Below are 13,751 nucleotides of genomic sequence, written 5' to 3'. Positions count from 1 at the left end.
CAGGGGTGATGAAACAACTTCGCACACCTCGCACCGGGTTTGCGCGGTGGCATGCGAGTTGCTTCAAGCGTAGATTCGCCGCCGCGAAACCCCTTGACCCGAACTTGCGGCGTTCTTGTTCCAGCGTTGCATGCCGGCTTTTCAAGAAATCCGAGGAACCCCGATGAACCAGTTGTTCAGCACCGATGCCGTTCCGCGCGACCAGCGGCTCGCCTACTGGACCGACATGATCTGCAATGTGTACGTGCAGCTCGGGTGCGATGCGGTGCGCAAGGACGATTCCGGCAATTTCGAAGGCAGCATCCGCCAGCACACGCTGCCGAGCCTCGATGTGTCGGTGGTCAAGTCAGGCCCGCAGAAGGTCATGCGTACGCCGGGGCATATCTCGCGGTCGGGCGACGACTACTTCCTGGTCAGCATCCAGGCGCGAGGCCAAGGCGTGGTGCGGCAGGACGGGCGCGACGCGGTCCTGGCGGCGGGCGACTTTGCGCTGTACGACAGCACCCGGCCCTACGAATTGCTGTTCGACCACGCGTTCGAGCAGATCGTGCTCAAGCTGCCTGGCGAACGCCTTCGCAGCGAACTGCACGACACCGAAGCACTGACGGCCACCACCGTGTCGGGACGCGAAGGCGCGGGGCACCTGCTGCTCGGCATGATCCGCACGCTGCGCGAAGACATCGACACCTTGCAGCCGGCGTCGGCACTCGCGGTGGCCAACGGGGTGCAGAGCATTCTGGTGGCAGGGCTCCAAACGCTGCCTGCGGCGCGCGCGCCGGGCCTCAGCAATCTCACGGCCTACCACCTGGCCCGCGTGAAGCGGCGCATCGACGAGCAGCTGGCGGATCCGTCTCTCTCGGTGGGCAGCCTTGCCGCGGAGCTGGGCGTTTCAGCCAGCCACATTCACCGCATCTTCAAGAGCGAGCCGCTCACGCCTTCACAGTACATCTGGGAGCGCCGGCTCGAAGCGTGCAGCCGCGACCTGCTCGAGCCGCGGCTTGCCGGCCGGCCGGTCGCCGACATCGCCTATGGCCGCGGCTTCAATGACGCGGCGCACTTCAGCCGCGCATTCCGCGAACGCTTCGGCTGCTCGCCGCGCGAGTGGCGGCAGCAGCGCGTTCAATAACAACAAAAAGAGGGGTCGGCCTTCGCCGGGTTACTGCACCAGCAACACCGAGGTGTCGGTCTCGGAAATGACCTTGGTGGCCACCGAGCCCATCAGCGCGCGGCCAAAAATGCCGTGGCCGTGGGTGCCCAGCACAATCAGCTGGGCATGCGCCGCAGTGGCCGACTTGAGGATTTCCTCGGCCGCATGGCCGTGGCGCTGGTCGACGGTGAAGTTGCTCACGTTGTTCTGCGCAAGCAATGCCTTCACGGGGTCGAGCACCTTGGCGCTTTCTTCGGCGTAGTAGTCGTCGACCACCTGTTTGCTGAGGTGGCGCGCCACATGGCCGTGGACGCCGGTGCACACATGCACGATGACCAGCTCATGCCCGTCCACGAACATGGCGCGGTTGGCGAGCAAGTAGTTGAGCGCCTTTTGCGTGTAGGCGCTGCCGTCGACTGCGATGAGGATTTTCATGAGGCCGGTTATACGGCCCGCGCTTGCCTGCCGCAACGGGTCTCACCCAAGACCCAAGGGGCTTTCGCTCGAAGAACCGCGCAGTGTGCGAAGCTGCGCGATGGCTTGCTCAGCCCTGCAGCCCCTTCCAGAGCATGTAGGCGGCCAGCAGGTACAGGATGCTCGCGAACACGCGCTTGAGCTTTTTCACCGGCAGGTTGTGGGCGGCCTTGGCGCCGAGCGGAGCGGTGAGCACGCTGCACACCGCAATGACCGCGAGCGCAGGCAGCCAGATGTAGCCGAAGGCACCTTCAGGGAGGCCCTGCACCGACTGTCCGCTTACCGCATAGCCCAGCACGTTGGCCACCGCAATCGGAAAGCCGAGCGCGGCGCTGGTGGCTACCGCGTTGTGAATGGAGATGTTGCACCACGTCATGAACGGCACGCTGACGAAGCCGCCGCCCGCGCCCACCAGCCCCGATATGAAGCCGATGGCGCCGCCCGCCGACAACTGGCCCACCGTGCCCGGCATCTGCCGCGTGGGCTTGGGCTTGCGGTCAAGAAACATCTGCGTGGCCGAGAAGCCCACGAACAGCGCGAACACGATGGCCAGCACCGTGCCCTTGAGTAGCGCGAACACGCCCAGGCTGCCCAGCAGGCTGCCGATGACGATGCCGGGCGCCAGGCGCCGCACGATGTCCCAGCGCACCGCGCCGCGCTTGTGATGCGCCCGCACGCTCGACACCGAAGTGAAGATGATCGTCGCCATCGAGGTGGCAATGGCCATCTTCACGGCCAGGTCGGAGGCCACTCCGCGGTGCCCCATGATGATGGTGATGAACGGCACCATGAGCATTCCGCCCCCAATGCCGAGCAAGCCCGCCAGAAAACCGGTGCCCAGGCCGAGTGCGGCCAATTCGGCGATCAGGAGGGGGTCGAGCAGGGAGTTCACGCAGCGGAGCCTTGAAAAAAAGCAACGGCCCCGTGCAGCGCTTGCCGGGGCCGTTTGAACGGAAAAAGGTGTCTGCAAGTGGGCGCCGAACCCGCATCCTGAACCAGGGTTCAGGTGGGCGAGGGCAGCAAGGCTTCGGGTTCATCTGACGCGAGATGATCACGCCCGCCAAGCGATGTACCAAGCCCGGCTCCGGAGAGCATTGGAACAAGGAAATATTAAGCCCGACGCGCACCGCAGACAGTTCGGATTTTACGCCTCGGACGAGCCGGGCGCTTCTCCTCAGAGTAAATGGTCATCGCCCGCAAGGGCTTGATCGAGTTTCTGAATGAGCTGGGCGGCCTTGGCGTCGTCCTCGCCGGCCTCTGCCGCGGCCACCGCGGGCACCGCGATTGCCGGGGTGGCCGCAGATGCCGGAGCGGCTGCCGCGGCGGCCTGCTGGGCGGCCAGGTCGAAGGCCAGGTTGAGCGAAGCAAGCACGGCAATGCGGTCGCGCGCCTTCACCTTGCCTGCATCGCGGATCTTGCACATGGCCGCGTCCACCCGGTCGACGGCCTCGCGCAGTTGGGCTTCGCCGCCCTCGGGGCAGCCGAGCAGATAGCTCTGGCCCATGATCTGAACTTCAATCTGCTTCATGCGGGGGAATCTTCGGAAGGTGGTTCGGCCGGCAGCCGCTCGAGCAGGGCGTCGAGGCGGGTGCGGGCCGCGGCGAGCCGCGACTTCAGCGCATCGCGCTCGCGCGTGAGCGCTTCGACCTGCTCCTGCAGCAGCGCATTGGTGCGCTGCACCTCTTCATGACGCACGAGCAGGCGTTCCACACGCTCGGCGATCTGGTCGATGGGGCTGGAAGCGGGCATGGTTGGCGATTGTAGTTTCCCAGGGAGGCGGTCCCCGTGGCGCCGAACGCCGCGTGGGACCGGGACGGATTCTGCGGCCTGCACCTTGCTCTTTCCAAACTTTCCGATGCGATGCGGACAACAGTCTGCGCAACTTTTGGCTTACTGCGCCCGCGAGAGGCCCTAGAATCCCGCCCGTTGGTGCCTGCGTCGTGGTTCACACGCCGCGGTTCAACGGGAAGCAGGAGTGAACGCCCCCGAAACGGGACAAGGCCGAAGCCGCCTGCGCTGCCCCCGCAACGGTCAAGCAGTCGACGCCACGCGCGTCAACCTCATCCATCAAGCCACTGGGCGCCCTGAAACAGGCGCCTGGGAAGGCGGTGAGGTCGTACTGCCAGCCCGGATACCGGCCAACGAGGCGGCTGCCGCATGCGCGATCGATTCGCGCGCATGAAGCAGCCATTGCGCCCAAACGCTGGCGGGGAGGCCGGCGACGGGCATAGACGTTCGTTCGGTCCATTCATGATTTCCTGCGTTTCCTTTTCCCTCGGCCGTGTTCCCGCGCGCCGTCGCCGCCTTGCCTGCCTGCCGTTCGCACTGGCCTCCGCTTTCGGCGGCCTGGCGCTGATCCAGCTGCCCTCGGCAGCGCACGCCCAGCAAGAGGCGCGCGCGCTGGGCGAGACCGTGGTCACGGCCAACCGCACGCCACAAGCCCTGTCCGACCTGGTGGGCGACGTGTCCATCATCGACCGCCAGACCATCGAGCGCAGCGGCGCCGTGGGCGTGGCCGACGTGCTGGCGCGCCTGCCCGGCATCGAGATGACGCGCAACGGCGGCTTGGGCAGTACCACCAGCCTGTTCGTCCGCGGCGCAGACACGCGCTTCACCGCCGTGTACATCGACGGGGTGCGCATCGATTCGCAATCGACCGGCGGCGCCGGCTGGGAGGGCATTCCCCTTGCGCAGATCGACCGCATCGAAGTGCTGCGCGGCCCCGCTGCGGCGGTGTACGGCTCCGACGCCGTGGGCGGCGTGGTCCAACTCTTTACCCGCCGCGGCGAAGAGGGCGTGGCGCCCTACGCGGGCGTGGGCTTCGGCAGCCATGGCCTTCGCAAGGCCGAAGCGGGCGTGAGCGGGAAGTCGGGCGCGTTCGACTATTCGCTGGGTGTCGCGCATGAAGAGAGCAAGGGCTTCAACGCGCTGCCGATCGAAAAGCGCACGCCCTCGAGAGACGGCCTGACAGACCCCGACCGCGATGCATACCGTAATGACTCGGGCAACCTGCGGCTCGGCTACCAGATCAACCCGGCCCAGCGGCTCGAGGCCACGCTGCTCTACAGCGACACCGAAGCGGGCTACGACTCGCCGGTGAGCACCAGGACGCGGCCGCCGATCCGCTTTACCAACGACGTTTCCCAGAACACGCTGCGCACGGCGGGGCTTTCGTGGTCCGCCAAGTGGAACGACATCTACAGCACGCGCGTGCAGGTGACCGATTCGCAATCGGTCTACAAGACGCAGCCTTCGTTCTACCGCACCGAGACCAACCTTCGCGGCTACCTGTTCCAGAACGAATTGCGCTTCGGCCCGCACCTGGTGACGGCCACCCTCGAGCGCCGTGAAGACGCGCTCGAGAACGCACCCACCACCTTCACCGGCCTGCTGTCGCGCAAGCGCTCGCAGGATGCGGTTTCGCTGGGCTACGGTTTCGTGCAGGGGGCGCATTCGCTCCAGCTGCATGTGCGGCATGACGACGACAGCGAATTCGGCGGCAAGACCACCGGCAGCGCCGCGTACGGCTACGCCATCACGCCGAAGCTGCGCGCCACCGTGTCGGCCGGAACCGCATTCCGCGCGCCCACGCTGTACCAGCGCTTCAGCGAATACGGCACGCCGACCCTCAAGCCGGAGTCGAGCCGCAATGTCGAGCTTGGCTTGCAGTACGCCGACGGCGGCACGCATGCGGGCATCGTCGTGTACCAGAACCGCGTCAACGACCTGATCGTGTTCGACGGCGGGGCGACGAACTGCGATTCCGGCTTTGGCTGCTATGCCAGCACGGCGCGTGCGCGCTACCGGGGCATCACGCTTTCGGGCGGCCACCGCATCGGCGACGTGACGCTGCGCGCATCAGTGGACTTCCAGGATCCGCGCGACCTGGAAACCGACAACCTGCTCGCACGCCGCGCGCGCCGCCACGGCACGCTGGCTGCCGACTGGCGCGTTGCCGGCTGGACGCTGGGCGCCGAGGTGCAATCGTCGAGCAAGCGCTTCGACGATGCCGCCAACACCCGCACGCTGAGCGGCTACACCGTGCTGAACCTCGTGGCCAGCACGCAGATCACGCGCGACATCGGCCTGGTGGCGCGCGTCGACAATGTGGGCGACAAGGACTACACGCTGGCACGCGGCTACGCCACCGGCGGCCGCAATGCCTACATCGGCCTGAAGTGGACGCCGCATTAATCAGGCTTGCCGACGGCAACCCCGAAAGGAAGAAAGATGCCCACGACCATTGCGCATGAATTCATCCTCGGGGGCCAGAAAAGCGGCAAGTCGCGCCGCGCCGAGCAGCGCGCCATCGACTGGCTGGCCGAGGCGCCCGCTGCGCGGCGCGCCGTGCTCATCGCCACCGCGCAGGCGTTCGACGACGAGATGCGCGAGCGCATCGCGCGCCACCAGGCGGACCGCGCCCGGCGCGTGCCGGCCATGCGTACTGTGGAAGAACCGGTCGAACTGGCGCGCGCCATTGTTTCCGAGAGCGCGCCCGAAACGCTGGTGGTGGTCGATTGCCTCACGCTCTGGCTCACCAACCTGCTGATGCCGCTGCGCTCCGAGGCCGCCAAGCCCGCCACTCGCACGCCCCCGGCGCACGTCGCCATGCTGCTCATCGCGTTGCGCGAGGCGCGCGGGCCGGTGGTATTGGTCGGCAACGAAATCGGCCTGGGCGTGATTCCGCTTGGCCGGGAGACGCGTGCCTTCGTCGATACGCTCGGCCGCATGAACCAGGAGGTGGCGGCCGCATGCCATCGCGTGACGCTGATGGCGGCCGGGCTGCCGTTGACCTTGAAGGCGCCTGCCGCATGAAGATGAAGCACTGGATTCGATTTTTTTCCGCAGTACTCGGCCTTGGTGTTCTGTCGCTGGCCGCGCACGCCCTGGAAGTAACGGACGAGCGCGGCGTTACCGTGAGCCTGCCGCAGCCGCCGCAGCGCATCGTCACGCTGCTGCCGTCGTTGACCGAAGGGGTTTGCGCGCTCGGCGCCTGCTCGCGGCTGGTGGGTGTCGACAACTATTCCAACTCGCCGAGTGCGGTGCGCGCGCTGCCGCAACTGGGCGGAGGGCTGGACCCCAATGTCGAGGCCATCGTGGCGCTGCGGCCTGACGCGGTGCTGCTTGCCAAGTCGTCCCGCGTGACGCAGCGGCTCGAAGCGCTGGGCCTCAAGGTGGTGGTGCTCGAACCCAAGAGCCATGCCGACGTGCAGCGCGTGCTCGGCAAGCTCGACCAGGTGCTTGGCACCCGCGAGGCGCCGAACGTGTGGCGCGTGATCGACGCCAGCGTGTCGGCGGCGGCGCAATCGCTCCCCGACCGTGCGAAGGGCCTGCGCGTGTACTTCGAGGTCAACAGCGCGCCGTTTGCGGCCGGCGAGTCGTCGTTCATCGGCGAAACGCTTACGCGGCTGGGCGCGAAGAACATCGTGCCGGCGTCGCTCGGGCCGTTTCCCAAGCTCAACCCCGAATACGTGGTGCGCGCCAATCCTGACCTCATCATGGTCAGCGTGCGCAGCGCGCAGGGGCTGGAGCAGCGCCCGGGCTGGGGCGGCATCCGCGCGGTGCGCGAAGGCCGCATCTGCCGCTTCAGCGCCGACGAGTCCGACGTGCTCGTGCGCCCCGGCCCGCGCATGGACGAGGCGGCACGCTTGATGGCACGCTGCCTGACGGAAAAGTCCGGCTGAAAAAGCCGCAAGAATTCTCCGTCATGCACACGCACCATCAGCGCAGGGTCTGGCTCTTCGGCATTGCCTTGCTTGGCTTGGGCATTGCGTTCGCGCTGCTCGGGCTGGGCATCGGCAGCACCGGCTTCGAAAGCCTGCTGGCGGCATGGCGCGACCCGGTGGCACTGCAGATCGTGTGGGACATCCGGCTGCCGCGCACGCTCGGCGCCTGGCTCGCGGGCGCGTTGCTCGGGCTCGCGGGCGCGGTGGCGCAGGGCCTGTTTCGCAATCCGCTGGCCGATCCCTATCTGCTCGGCAGTGCATCGGGTGCTTCGCTCGGCGTGGCGGTGGCGCTCATGCTGTTCGGCGGCTCGGTCGCAAACATGCAATGGGCACTGCGCCTTGGCCTTACCGGTGCGGCCTTCGTGGGGGCGGTGCTCGCGGTGATGCTCACGCTGCTGCTCGCGCGCGGCGTGCAGCAGACACTTCGGCTGCTGCTGGCGGGCGTGATCGTCGGCGTGGTGCTCGGCGCCGCCAAAGACCTGATCACCATCGCTTCGGCCGATGTCCTGCAGGCCATACAGGGCTTCATTCTCGGCAGCACCGGCCTGGTCGGCTGGAGCGCATGCGCCGTGATGGCCGCTGCCGGTGTGGTGTGCCTGCTGCTGGGCTGGGCGCTTGCGCCGGTGCTCGACAGCCTTTCGCTGGGCGAGGCCACTGCAAGAAGCCTTGGCCTTCCGCTGGGCGCCATGCGCGCCGCGCTGGTGGTGGTGCTCGCGCTGGCCACCGGCGCGGCCGTGGCGCAAACGGGCCTGATCGCTTTCGTGGGCCTTGCCTCGCCGCACCTCGTGCGCTCGGTGGTCAAGACCACGCATGCCGGGTTGATCGTGCTGTCGACGGCCATGGGCGGACTGCTGCTGATGTCCGCCGACCTGGCGGCGCGCTGGCTCATTGCCCCGCAGGAGCTGCCCGTGGGCGTGCTCACGGCCGTGCTCGGAGGCAGCTACCTGCTGTGGCTGATGCACAGGCGCAGCGCGCGGGGAGGCGTGGCATGAGCGGCCGCATTCCCGCCATCGAAGTACGCGGCTTGAGTGCCACGCTCGGCAGCACCGAGGTGCTGCACGGCATCGAGCTGAAGCTGGGCGCCGCGCGGTGGACCAGCATCGTCGGGCCGAACGGCGCGGGAAAGTCGACCTTGCTCAAGGCGCTTGCAGGCCTGCTTCCGCACCGTGGCGAGGTTTTCCTTTTTGGCGAGCCGGCGGCCAAGGTGCCGGGCCGCATTCGCGCACAGCGCCTTTCATGGCTGGGCCAGAGCGGTGCGGCGGGCGAGGGCAGCGCCGACGACCTGATGGTCTACGACATTGCGATGCTCGGCCGCCTGCCGCACCAGCGCTGGCTTGCCGCGCCCAGCGCGGAAGACCGCGAGGCCGTGGAGCGCGCATTGCGCAGCACGCAGGCCTGGGAGTGGCGCGAGCGGCCGTTGGGCCAGCTCTCCGGCGGCGAACGGCAGCGCGTGCTGATGGCGCGCGCGCTCGCGGTCGAGGCCGAGCTGCTGCTGATGGACGAGCCGCTCGCCAACCTCGATCCGCCCCACCAGGCCGACTGGATGCAGACCGCGCGTGCCTTGGTGGCCGAAGGCCGCACCGTGGTCAGCGTGCTGCACGAACTGCCCATGGCACTTGCGGCCGACGAGTTGGTCGTGATGAATCATGGCCGCGTGGTGCACCACGGCGGCAGCAGCGACCCGGCCACGCACGCAGCGCTCGAGCAGGTGTTCGATCACCGCATTCGTGTGCATCGCGTGGCGGACCAGTGGATTGCCTTGCCGAATTGAACGACTTTCCGAACACCACACCATGCAGATCGAAACTCCCCCCAGCGACAAGCCCTACGAAAAACCCGAAGGCGAACGCCGCGGCATCGTCATCGTCAACACCGGTGACGGCAAGGGCAAGAGCACGGCCGCCTTCGGCTTGGCGTTGCGTGCGCACGGCCGCGGCAAGGCGGTGAAGATCTACCAGTTCATGAAAGTGCCCTCCGCCCGTTTCGGCGAGCACCGCATGTTCGAGCAGATCGGCATTCCCATCGAAGGCCTGGGCGACGGCTTCAGCTGGAAGAGCCAGGATCTCGAGCGCTCGGGCCAGCTTGCGCGCGACGGCTGGGAAAAGGCCAGGGCGGCCATTCTTTCGGGCGAGTTCTTTCTGGTGGTGCTCGACGAGATCACCTATCCGCTGATCTACGGCTGGCTGCCGCTCGACGGTGTGCTCGAAACGCTGCGCGAGCGGCCGAAGCATGTGCACGTGGTGCTCACCGGCCGTCGCTGTCCGCCTGAGATCGTCGAGCTGGCCGACACCGTGACCGACATGACCATGGTCAAGCACGCCTTCAAGGCCGGGATTCCCGCGCAGCGCGGCATCGAGGATTGAGCCTTTGGCTTCCGCAGCCGCCTTGTGGCTTGCGTTGGCCATCGACTGTTGGCTGGGCGAGCCGGCGGTGCGCTGGCATCCCGTGGTGTGGATGGGGCACTACCTTGGTTGGTTCGGCTCCCGCCTTGCGCCACTCGCGGCCGATGCAAGGCCGCGCGATCTGTCGCTGTTCCTGAAGGGCGCGCTGGCCTGGTGCGTTGGTGCAATGGTCGTTGGCGCCATGGCCCTGACGGTGCAGGCAACCGCACTGCAATGGCTGCCCGACTGGGCAACTGCCGTAGTGCTTGCTATTGCATTGAAGCCGCTCTTCGCATGGCGCATGCTGCGCAATGAAGTGCTGGCCGTGGAGGCGGCGCTCGCGGTGTCGCTGGAGGCGGGCCGCGCGCAACTCGCCCGGTTGGTGAGCCGGGACGTCTCCATGCTCAGTGAAAGCGAAGTGCGCGAAAGCGCCATCGAGTCGCTGGCCGAGAACCTCAACGATTCACTGGTGGCCCCGCTGTTCTGGTTTGTGCTGCTGGGCTTGCCGGGCGCCGCGGTCTATCGCTTCGCGAACACGGCCGATGCCATGTGGGGCTACCGCGGCGAGCGCGGTGGCCGCGACTGGACGTGGTTCGGCAAATGGGCCGCGCGCGCGGACGACGTGCTTTCGTGGCTGCCGGCACGGCTCACCGTGCTGCTGCTTGCGCTCGCGTCGCGGCAATGGCCACGCGGGCTGGCGCTGGAGGCGCGCCGCACGCCTTCGCCCAACAGCGGGTGGCCAATGGCGGCGATGGCATTGCTGCTTGGCGTGCGGCTGGCCAAGCCGGGCGTGTATGCCTTGAATCCTGAAGGGCGGCGAGCCCAAGGACTAGACCTTCGACGCGCAATTGTTCTATGCAAGAGAGCGGTTCTGCTAATTGAAGGTTCAGCGATCATCCTCGCAGGCACGCTGGCTATGGCGGTCTGTGCATAAACCATGCGCAGTAATCTTCGAATGAAGCGAATCGTGGAGCCTAACTACTGAAATAATCAGTGATCAAATTGCTGATCGAGCAGTTCACTACATGACCTCACATCTATCGCTTTCCCTCGATGTTCTCTCTTGGGATGCGACGCGTGAAAGTTCCTCAATTGCGGAAGATCCGGATTGGAAGAAGCCGTATCAATACTGGAAGCATGCGGACCATTTACTGACCCACGACGGTGGCGAGCACTATCGAATAGATTGCATTGCGAATCTGAAGAGGGCTGTCGATCATCGGCTGAAGCGCTTGAACTCGTTATACCGATTCAAAAAAATCGCGGATCCGAAAAAACCAAACGAACTCCTGGAGATGTTGGGTCATTTCGGGGTAGCGAGGCCTGCGATGCTTCTGGAGATTTCGGCACTTCGGAATTTGCTAGAGCATCAGCACAAGGCTCCACCTAGCACGAGTCGTTGCTAAGAGTTGGTTGAATTTATTTGGTACTTCCTCAGATCCACCGACGCGCTCAGTACCTCTGTAGTTAGCACCTTCACGCTGGTTTTGGACGGGAGTATTGGCAACGAAACTTTTTGGCTCTCTGTCACGTATGGCCCGAATGTCGATTGGAAGTGCTCTGTATGGGGCTGGGTACCAGAAGCGCTCGCTAGCAAATCCTCGGCGGGAGGCATTGAGCTGAGCTTGGAAAGCGCCGAAAACTACGAGCAATTTTCTGCGAAGAGGGCGAATCTGACAGGCATGGTGAAACCGGATCCTAACCGTTCGACATCTGACATCTTCTTGAAAGGCGAGGTAGTGGGACGTCCAGAGGCTTTCTCAAGGTTGACTGAAATCTACTTCTCAGTTCTTTGAGCCTGTCGCATATGCAATTCCGCTCGCGTTCATGCATTGAGCATGCTCGGGGGCAATGAAGGAGCCGGATTGATTTGCTCGTCAGATTTGACGGCTGTTGCGCACGGCGGCCCTGATGCATCGGGGGCTGCTCGGCATGACTTTTCAACCAACAGCAACGCGGCGGGCCCATGCCCAGCCGTTCTGGACGCGCTGCGCGCAGCCGATGCAGCGCACTACCCAGACCCAGGCTACACATCGCTGCGCCGCGCGCTGGCAGGTTTTCATGGCGTTGAGCCCGGCCGTATCGTGATTGCTGCGAGTGCAAGCGAATTCATCCACCGCATCAGCGCCGCTTGGGCGCAAGGTGGTGGACGGAAGGTCTGCCTGCCCGCGCATAGCTACGGCGACTACGAACGTGCAGCTTCGGCTTGGGGCTTGCAGGTGTCGCGCATTGCCGCACCGCGAGGAGATGCGGCACTGCGCTGGCTGTGCGAGCCCTCCAGTCCGCTGGGCCAGCCCGAAGAATCTCAATCGAGGGCCATCGACACCTGCGTGCTCGACATGGCCTACGAGCCGCAGCGCCTGGAAGGCCGGGCGTCGTTCGACGTGGTGCAGCGCAACCGTGTCTGGCAGCTGTGGACGCCAAACAAGGCGATGGGCCTGACCGGCGTTCGCGCAGCCTATGCCATCGCACCAGAAAGCGACGACGCTGCGGCGCTGAAGCAGCGCCTCGAACAACTGTCGCCTTCCTGGCCCATCGGCGCCCACGGCGTGGCGTTGCTCGAAACCTGGGTCGGCGACGAAGCACAAGCCTGGCTCGCACAAAGCCTGCACGCCCTGCGAGCATGGAAGGCGCAGCAGCGCGCCATCTGCGAATCGCTGGGATGGCAGTGCCTGCCGAGCGACGCCAACTTCTTCTGCGCGCGCACCAATGCGCCGTATCCGCAGTTGTCCGCCGCGCTGCGCGCCGAAGGCATCAAGCTGCGCGACTGCGCATCCTTCGGCCTTCCCGGCCACGTGCGGCTGGGTGTGTTGCCGCCGCAAAGCCAGCAGGCGCTAAAGGAGGCCTGGACACGAGCGGCAAAAGCAACCGAACATTGAACGGACACAAGCAGGAATCCGCCGCCACCATGCTCTACGCCATCACCACGCTCTTTCTTTGCCAACTGGCCGGCGAACTGCTCGTGCAGTGGCTTAGCCTGCCGATTCCCGGTCCTCTGATCGGCATGCTGCTGCTGTTCGTCGCGCTGCTCGTGCGTGGCGGCGTGCCCGAGGCATTGAGCGAGACCTCCGGCCATCTGCTGCGCAACCTCATGCTGCTGTTCATTCCGGCTGTGACCGGCGTCATGCTGCATTTCGAACGGGTGGGGCGCGAGTGGCTGCCGTTCCTTGCGGCCGGCATCGTGGGCGCGGCCTTCACCATGACGGTAACGGCGCTCACGCTGCGCTGGATGATCCGCATCACTGGCAAGGAGGCGGAATGAACGCTCCGGCAAAGCTGTCCGAGATCTGGGTCTTTCTCGCCCAGTCGCCGCTGCTCTGGCTGTCGCTCACGCTGCTGGCCTATCTGGGCGCGCTGTGGCTGCACAAGCGCAGCGGCAGCAGGCCGCTGGTCAATCCGGTGCTGGTGTCGGTCGTCGTCATCGTCACGGTGCTGCTCGTCACGCGCACGCCCTACGACACGTATTTCGAGGGCGCAAAGTTCGTGCACTTTCTCATCGGCCCGGCCACGGTGGCGCTGGCCGTGCCGCTCTACGGCCAGCTCGCGCGGCTGCGCAGGCTGTGGCTGCCGATCGGCGTGGCGCTGCTGGTGGGCTCCGTTGCGGCCATTGTCTCGGCCATCGGCATTGCCTGGGTGCTGGGCGGCTCGCATGAGCTGATGATGTCGCTCGCACCCAAGTCGGCCACCATGCCGATCGCGATGGGCGTGGCCGAAAAGATCGGCGGGCTGCCGTCGCTCGCCGCCGTGGCCGCCGCCGTCGCGGGCATCTCGGGCGCCATCATGGCGACTGGCCTGCTGAACCTGCTGCGCATCAAGGAACCCGCGGTGCGCGGCTTTGCCGTCGGCATGGCGGCGCACGGCATCGGCACCGCGCGCGCCATCCAGGTGAATGAAACGGCAGGCGCCTTCTCGGCCCTGGCGTTGGGTCTGAACGGCATCGCCACCGCGCTGCTGGTGCCGTTGCTGGTCAAGCTGCTGGGTGTTTTCTGATCCGGGTTTTCTGACGCAGAATTGGCGCTCCCA

The 13,751-nt window shown here is 66.0% G+C and carries 15 protein-coding genes and 1 riboswitch; of the genes, 11 read left to right on the top strand and 4 right to left on the bottom strand.

The genetic code is table 11. The annotated features are described in order from the left end of the window. Positions 1–163 precede the first annotated feature (163 nt). Positions 164–1,126 carry a helix-turn-helix domain-containing protein gene (locus V9L20_RS18350; protein ID WP_258506810.1) on the top strand — a complete coding sequence of 321 codons (963 nt, stop codon included), beginning with the start codon at positions 164–166 and terminating at the stop codon, positions 1,124–1,126. 30 nt (positions 1,127–1,156) lie between these two features. Here V9L20_RS18350 and V9L20_RS18345 read toward each other — a convergent pair whose 3' ends face one another. From V9L20_RS18345 to V9L20_RS18330, 4 genes are all read right to left on the bottom strand, one after another. After that, on the bottom strand, positions 1,157–1,582 hold the full coding sequence (locus V9L20_RS18345; protein WP_126749671.1) for a universal stress protein: 426 nt from the start codon (positions 1,580–1,582) through the stop codon (positions 1,157–1,159). 109 nt (positions 1,583–1,691) lie between these two features. Then, positions 1,692–2,513, bottom strand: a complete 822-nt coding sequence (locus V9L20_RS18340) for a sulfite exporter TauE/SafE family protein (protein ID WP_258506808.1) — start codon at positions 2,511–2,513, stop codon at positions 1,692–1,694. 282 nt (positions 2,514–2,795) lie between these two features. Next, the gene (locus V9L20_RS18335; protein WP_337297666.1) at positions 2,796–3,149 is read right to left on the bottom strand and encodes a cell division protein ZapA; all 354 of its coding nucleotides are present in this window, start codon (positions 3,147–3,149) and stop codon (positions 2,796–2,798) included. After that, a complete protein-coding gene (locus V9L20_RS18330) occupies positions 3,146–3,370 on the bottom strand; it encodes a DUF904 domain-containing protein (RefSeq protein ID WP_093023459.1) in 225 nt (74 codons plus the stop codon). The genes V9L20_RS18335 and V9L20_RS18330 overlap by 4 nt, the downstream gene beginning before the upstream one ends. Before the next feature lie 162 nt (positions 3,371–3,532). Beyond that, positions 3,533–3,778: riboswitch (cobalamin riboswitch) on the top strand. A gap of 93 nt (positions 3,779–3,871) precedes the next feature. On the opposite strand from V9L20_RS18330, the gene V9L20_RS18325 reads away from it, so the two are divergent. The 10 genes from V9L20_RS18325 (at position 3,872) to V9L20_RS18280 (ending at position 13,718) form a co-directional block, all read left to right on the top strand. Further along, the gene (locus V9L20_RS18325; RefSeq protein WP_337297665.1) at positions 3,872–5,815 is read left to right on the top strand and encodes a TonB-dependent receptor domain-containing protein; all 1,944 of its coding nucleotides are present in this window, start codon (positions 3,872–3,874) and stop codon (positions 5,813–5,815) included. A gap of 36 nt (positions 5,816–5,851) precedes the next feature. Continuing rightward, positions 5,852–6,436 (top strand): bifunctional adenosylcobinamide kinase/adenosylcobinamide-phosphate guanylyltransferase, encoded by a 585-nt coding sequence (locus tag V9L20_RS18320; RefSeq protein ID WP_337297664.1) that lies wholly within the window; start codon positions 5,852–5,854, stop codon positions 6,434–6,436. Then, positions 6,433–7,305: an ABC transporter substrate-binding protein gene (locus V9L20_RS18315; RefSeq protein ID WP_443098599.1), complete on the top strand. Its 873-nt coding sequence runs from the start codon at positions 6,433–6,435 to the stop codon at positions 7,303–7,305. Before V9L20_RS18320 ends, V9L20_RS18315 begins: the two co-directional genes overlap by 4 nt. A gap of 23 nt (positions 7,306–7,328) precedes the next feature. Further along, complete coding sequence (locus tag V9L20_RS18310) at positions 7,329–8,339, top strand: FecCD family ABC transporter permease (protein WP_258506799.1); 1,011 nt, start codon at positions 7,329–7,331, stop codon at positions 8,337–8,339. Beyond that, positions 8,336–9,118 carry an ABC transporter ATP-binding protein gene (locus V9L20_RS18305; protein WP_337297663.1) on the top strand — a complete coding sequence of 261 codons (783 nt, stop codon included), beginning with the start codon at positions 8,336–8,338 and terminating at the stop codon, positions 9,116–9,118. Before V9L20_RS18310 ends, V9L20_RS18305 begins: the two co-directional genes overlap by 4 nt. Before the next feature lie 22 nt (positions 9,119–9,140). Continuing rightward, positions 9,141–9,710: a cob(I)yrinic acid a,c-diamide adenosyltransferase gene (cobO, locus tag V9L20_RS18300; RefSeq protein ID WP_337297662.1), complete on the top strand. Its 570-nt coding sequence runs from the start codon at positions 9,141–9,143 to the stop codon at positions 9,708–9,710. Positions 9,711–9,714: 4 nt separating this feature from the next. Beyond that, positions 9,715–10,662: an adenosylcobinamide-phosphate synthase CbiB gene (gene cbiB, locus V9L20_RS18295; protein WP_337297661.1), complete on the top strand. Its 948-nt coding sequence runs from the start codon at positions 9,715–9,717 to the stop codon at positions 10,660–10,662. Between the two features lie 904 nt (positions 10,663–11,566). After that, entirely contained in the window at positions 11,567–12,607 is a 1,041-nt protein-coding gene (locus V9L20_RS18290) for an aminotransferase class I/II-fold pyridoxal phosphate-dependent enzyme (RefSeq protein WP_337297660.1), read from the top strand. A 29-nt stretch (positions 12,608–12,636) separates the two neighbouring features. Then, positions 12,637–12,990 carry a CidA/LrgA family protein gene (locus V9L20_RS18285; RefSeq protein ID WP_258508459.1) on the top strand — a complete coding sequence of 118 codons (354 nt, stop codon included), beginning with the start codon at positions 12,637–12,639 and terminating at the stop codon, positions 12,988–12,990. Continuing rightward, positions 12,987–13,718: an LrgB family protein gene (locus tag V9L20_RS18280; RefSeq protein ID WP_258506782.1), complete on the top strand. Its 732-nt coding sequence runs from the start codon at positions 12,987–12,989 to the stop codon at positions 13,716–13,718. Before V9L20_RS18285 ends, V9L20_RS18280 begins: the two co-directional genes overlap by 4 nt. The last annotated feature ends 33 nt before the right edge of the window (positions 13,719–13,751 follow it).

The organism is Variovorax sp. CCNWLW225, assembly GCF_037204045.1.
Lineage (GTDB): Bacteria > Pseudomonadota > Gammaproteobacteria > Burkholderiales > Burkholderiaceae_C > Variovorax.
Note: the sequence above shows the minus strand (reverse complement) of the source record. Positions and strands in the feature narration are given on the sequence as shown.

Coding starts and splice junctions, on each gene's coding strand:
- V9L20_RS18350 (WP_258506810.1), top strand. CDS start 164: ATGAACCAGTTGTTCAGCACCGATGCCGTTCCGCGCGACCAGCGGCTC.
- V9L20_RS18345 (WP_126749671.1), bottom strand. CDS start 1,582: ATGAAAATCCTCATCGCAGTCGACGGCAGCGCCTACACGCAAAAGGCG.
- V9L20_RS18335 (WP_337297666.1), bottom strand. CDS start 3,149: ATGAAGCAGATTGAAGTTCAGATCATGGGCCAGAGCTATCTGCTCGGC.
- V9L20_RS18330 (WP_093023459.1), bottom strand. CDS start 3,370: ATGCCCGCTTCCAGCCCCATCGACCAGATCGCCGAGCGTGTGGAACGC.
- V9L20_RS18325 (WP_337297665.1), top strand. CDS start 3,872: ATGATTTCCTGCGTTTCCTTTTCCCTCGGCCGTGTTCCCGCGCGCCGT.
- V9L20_RS18320 (WP_337297664.1), top strand. CDS start 5,852: ATGCCCACGACCATTGCGCATGAATTCATCCTCGGGGGCCAGAAAAGC.
- V9L20_RS18315 (WP_443098599.1), top strand. CDS start 6,433: ATGAAGATGAAGCACTGGATTCGATTTTTTTCCGCAGTACTCGGCCTT.
- V9L20_RS18310 (WP_258506799.1), top strand. CDS start 7,329: ATGCACACGCACCATCAGCGCAGGGTCTGGCTCTTCGGCATTGCCTTG.
- V9L20_RS18305 (WP_337297663.1), top strand. CDS start 8,336: ATGAGCGGCCGCATTCCCGCCATCGAAGTACGCGGCTTGAGTGCCACG.
- cobO (WP_337297662.1), top strand. CDS start 9,141: ATGCAGATCGAAACTCCCCCCAGCGACAAGCCCTACGAAAAACCCGAA.
- V9L20_RS18290 (WP_337297660.1), top strand. CDS start 11,567: ATGCTCGGGGGCAATGAAGGAGCCGGATTGATTTGCTCGTCAGATTTG.
- V9L20_RS18285 (WP_258508459.1), top strand. CDS start 12,637: ATGCTCTACGCCATCACCACGCTCTTTCTTTGCCAACTGGCCGGCGAA.
- V9L20_RS18280 (WP_258506782.1), top strand. CDS start 12,987: ATGAACGCTCCGGCAAAGCTGTCCGAGATCTGGGTCTTTCTCGCCCAG.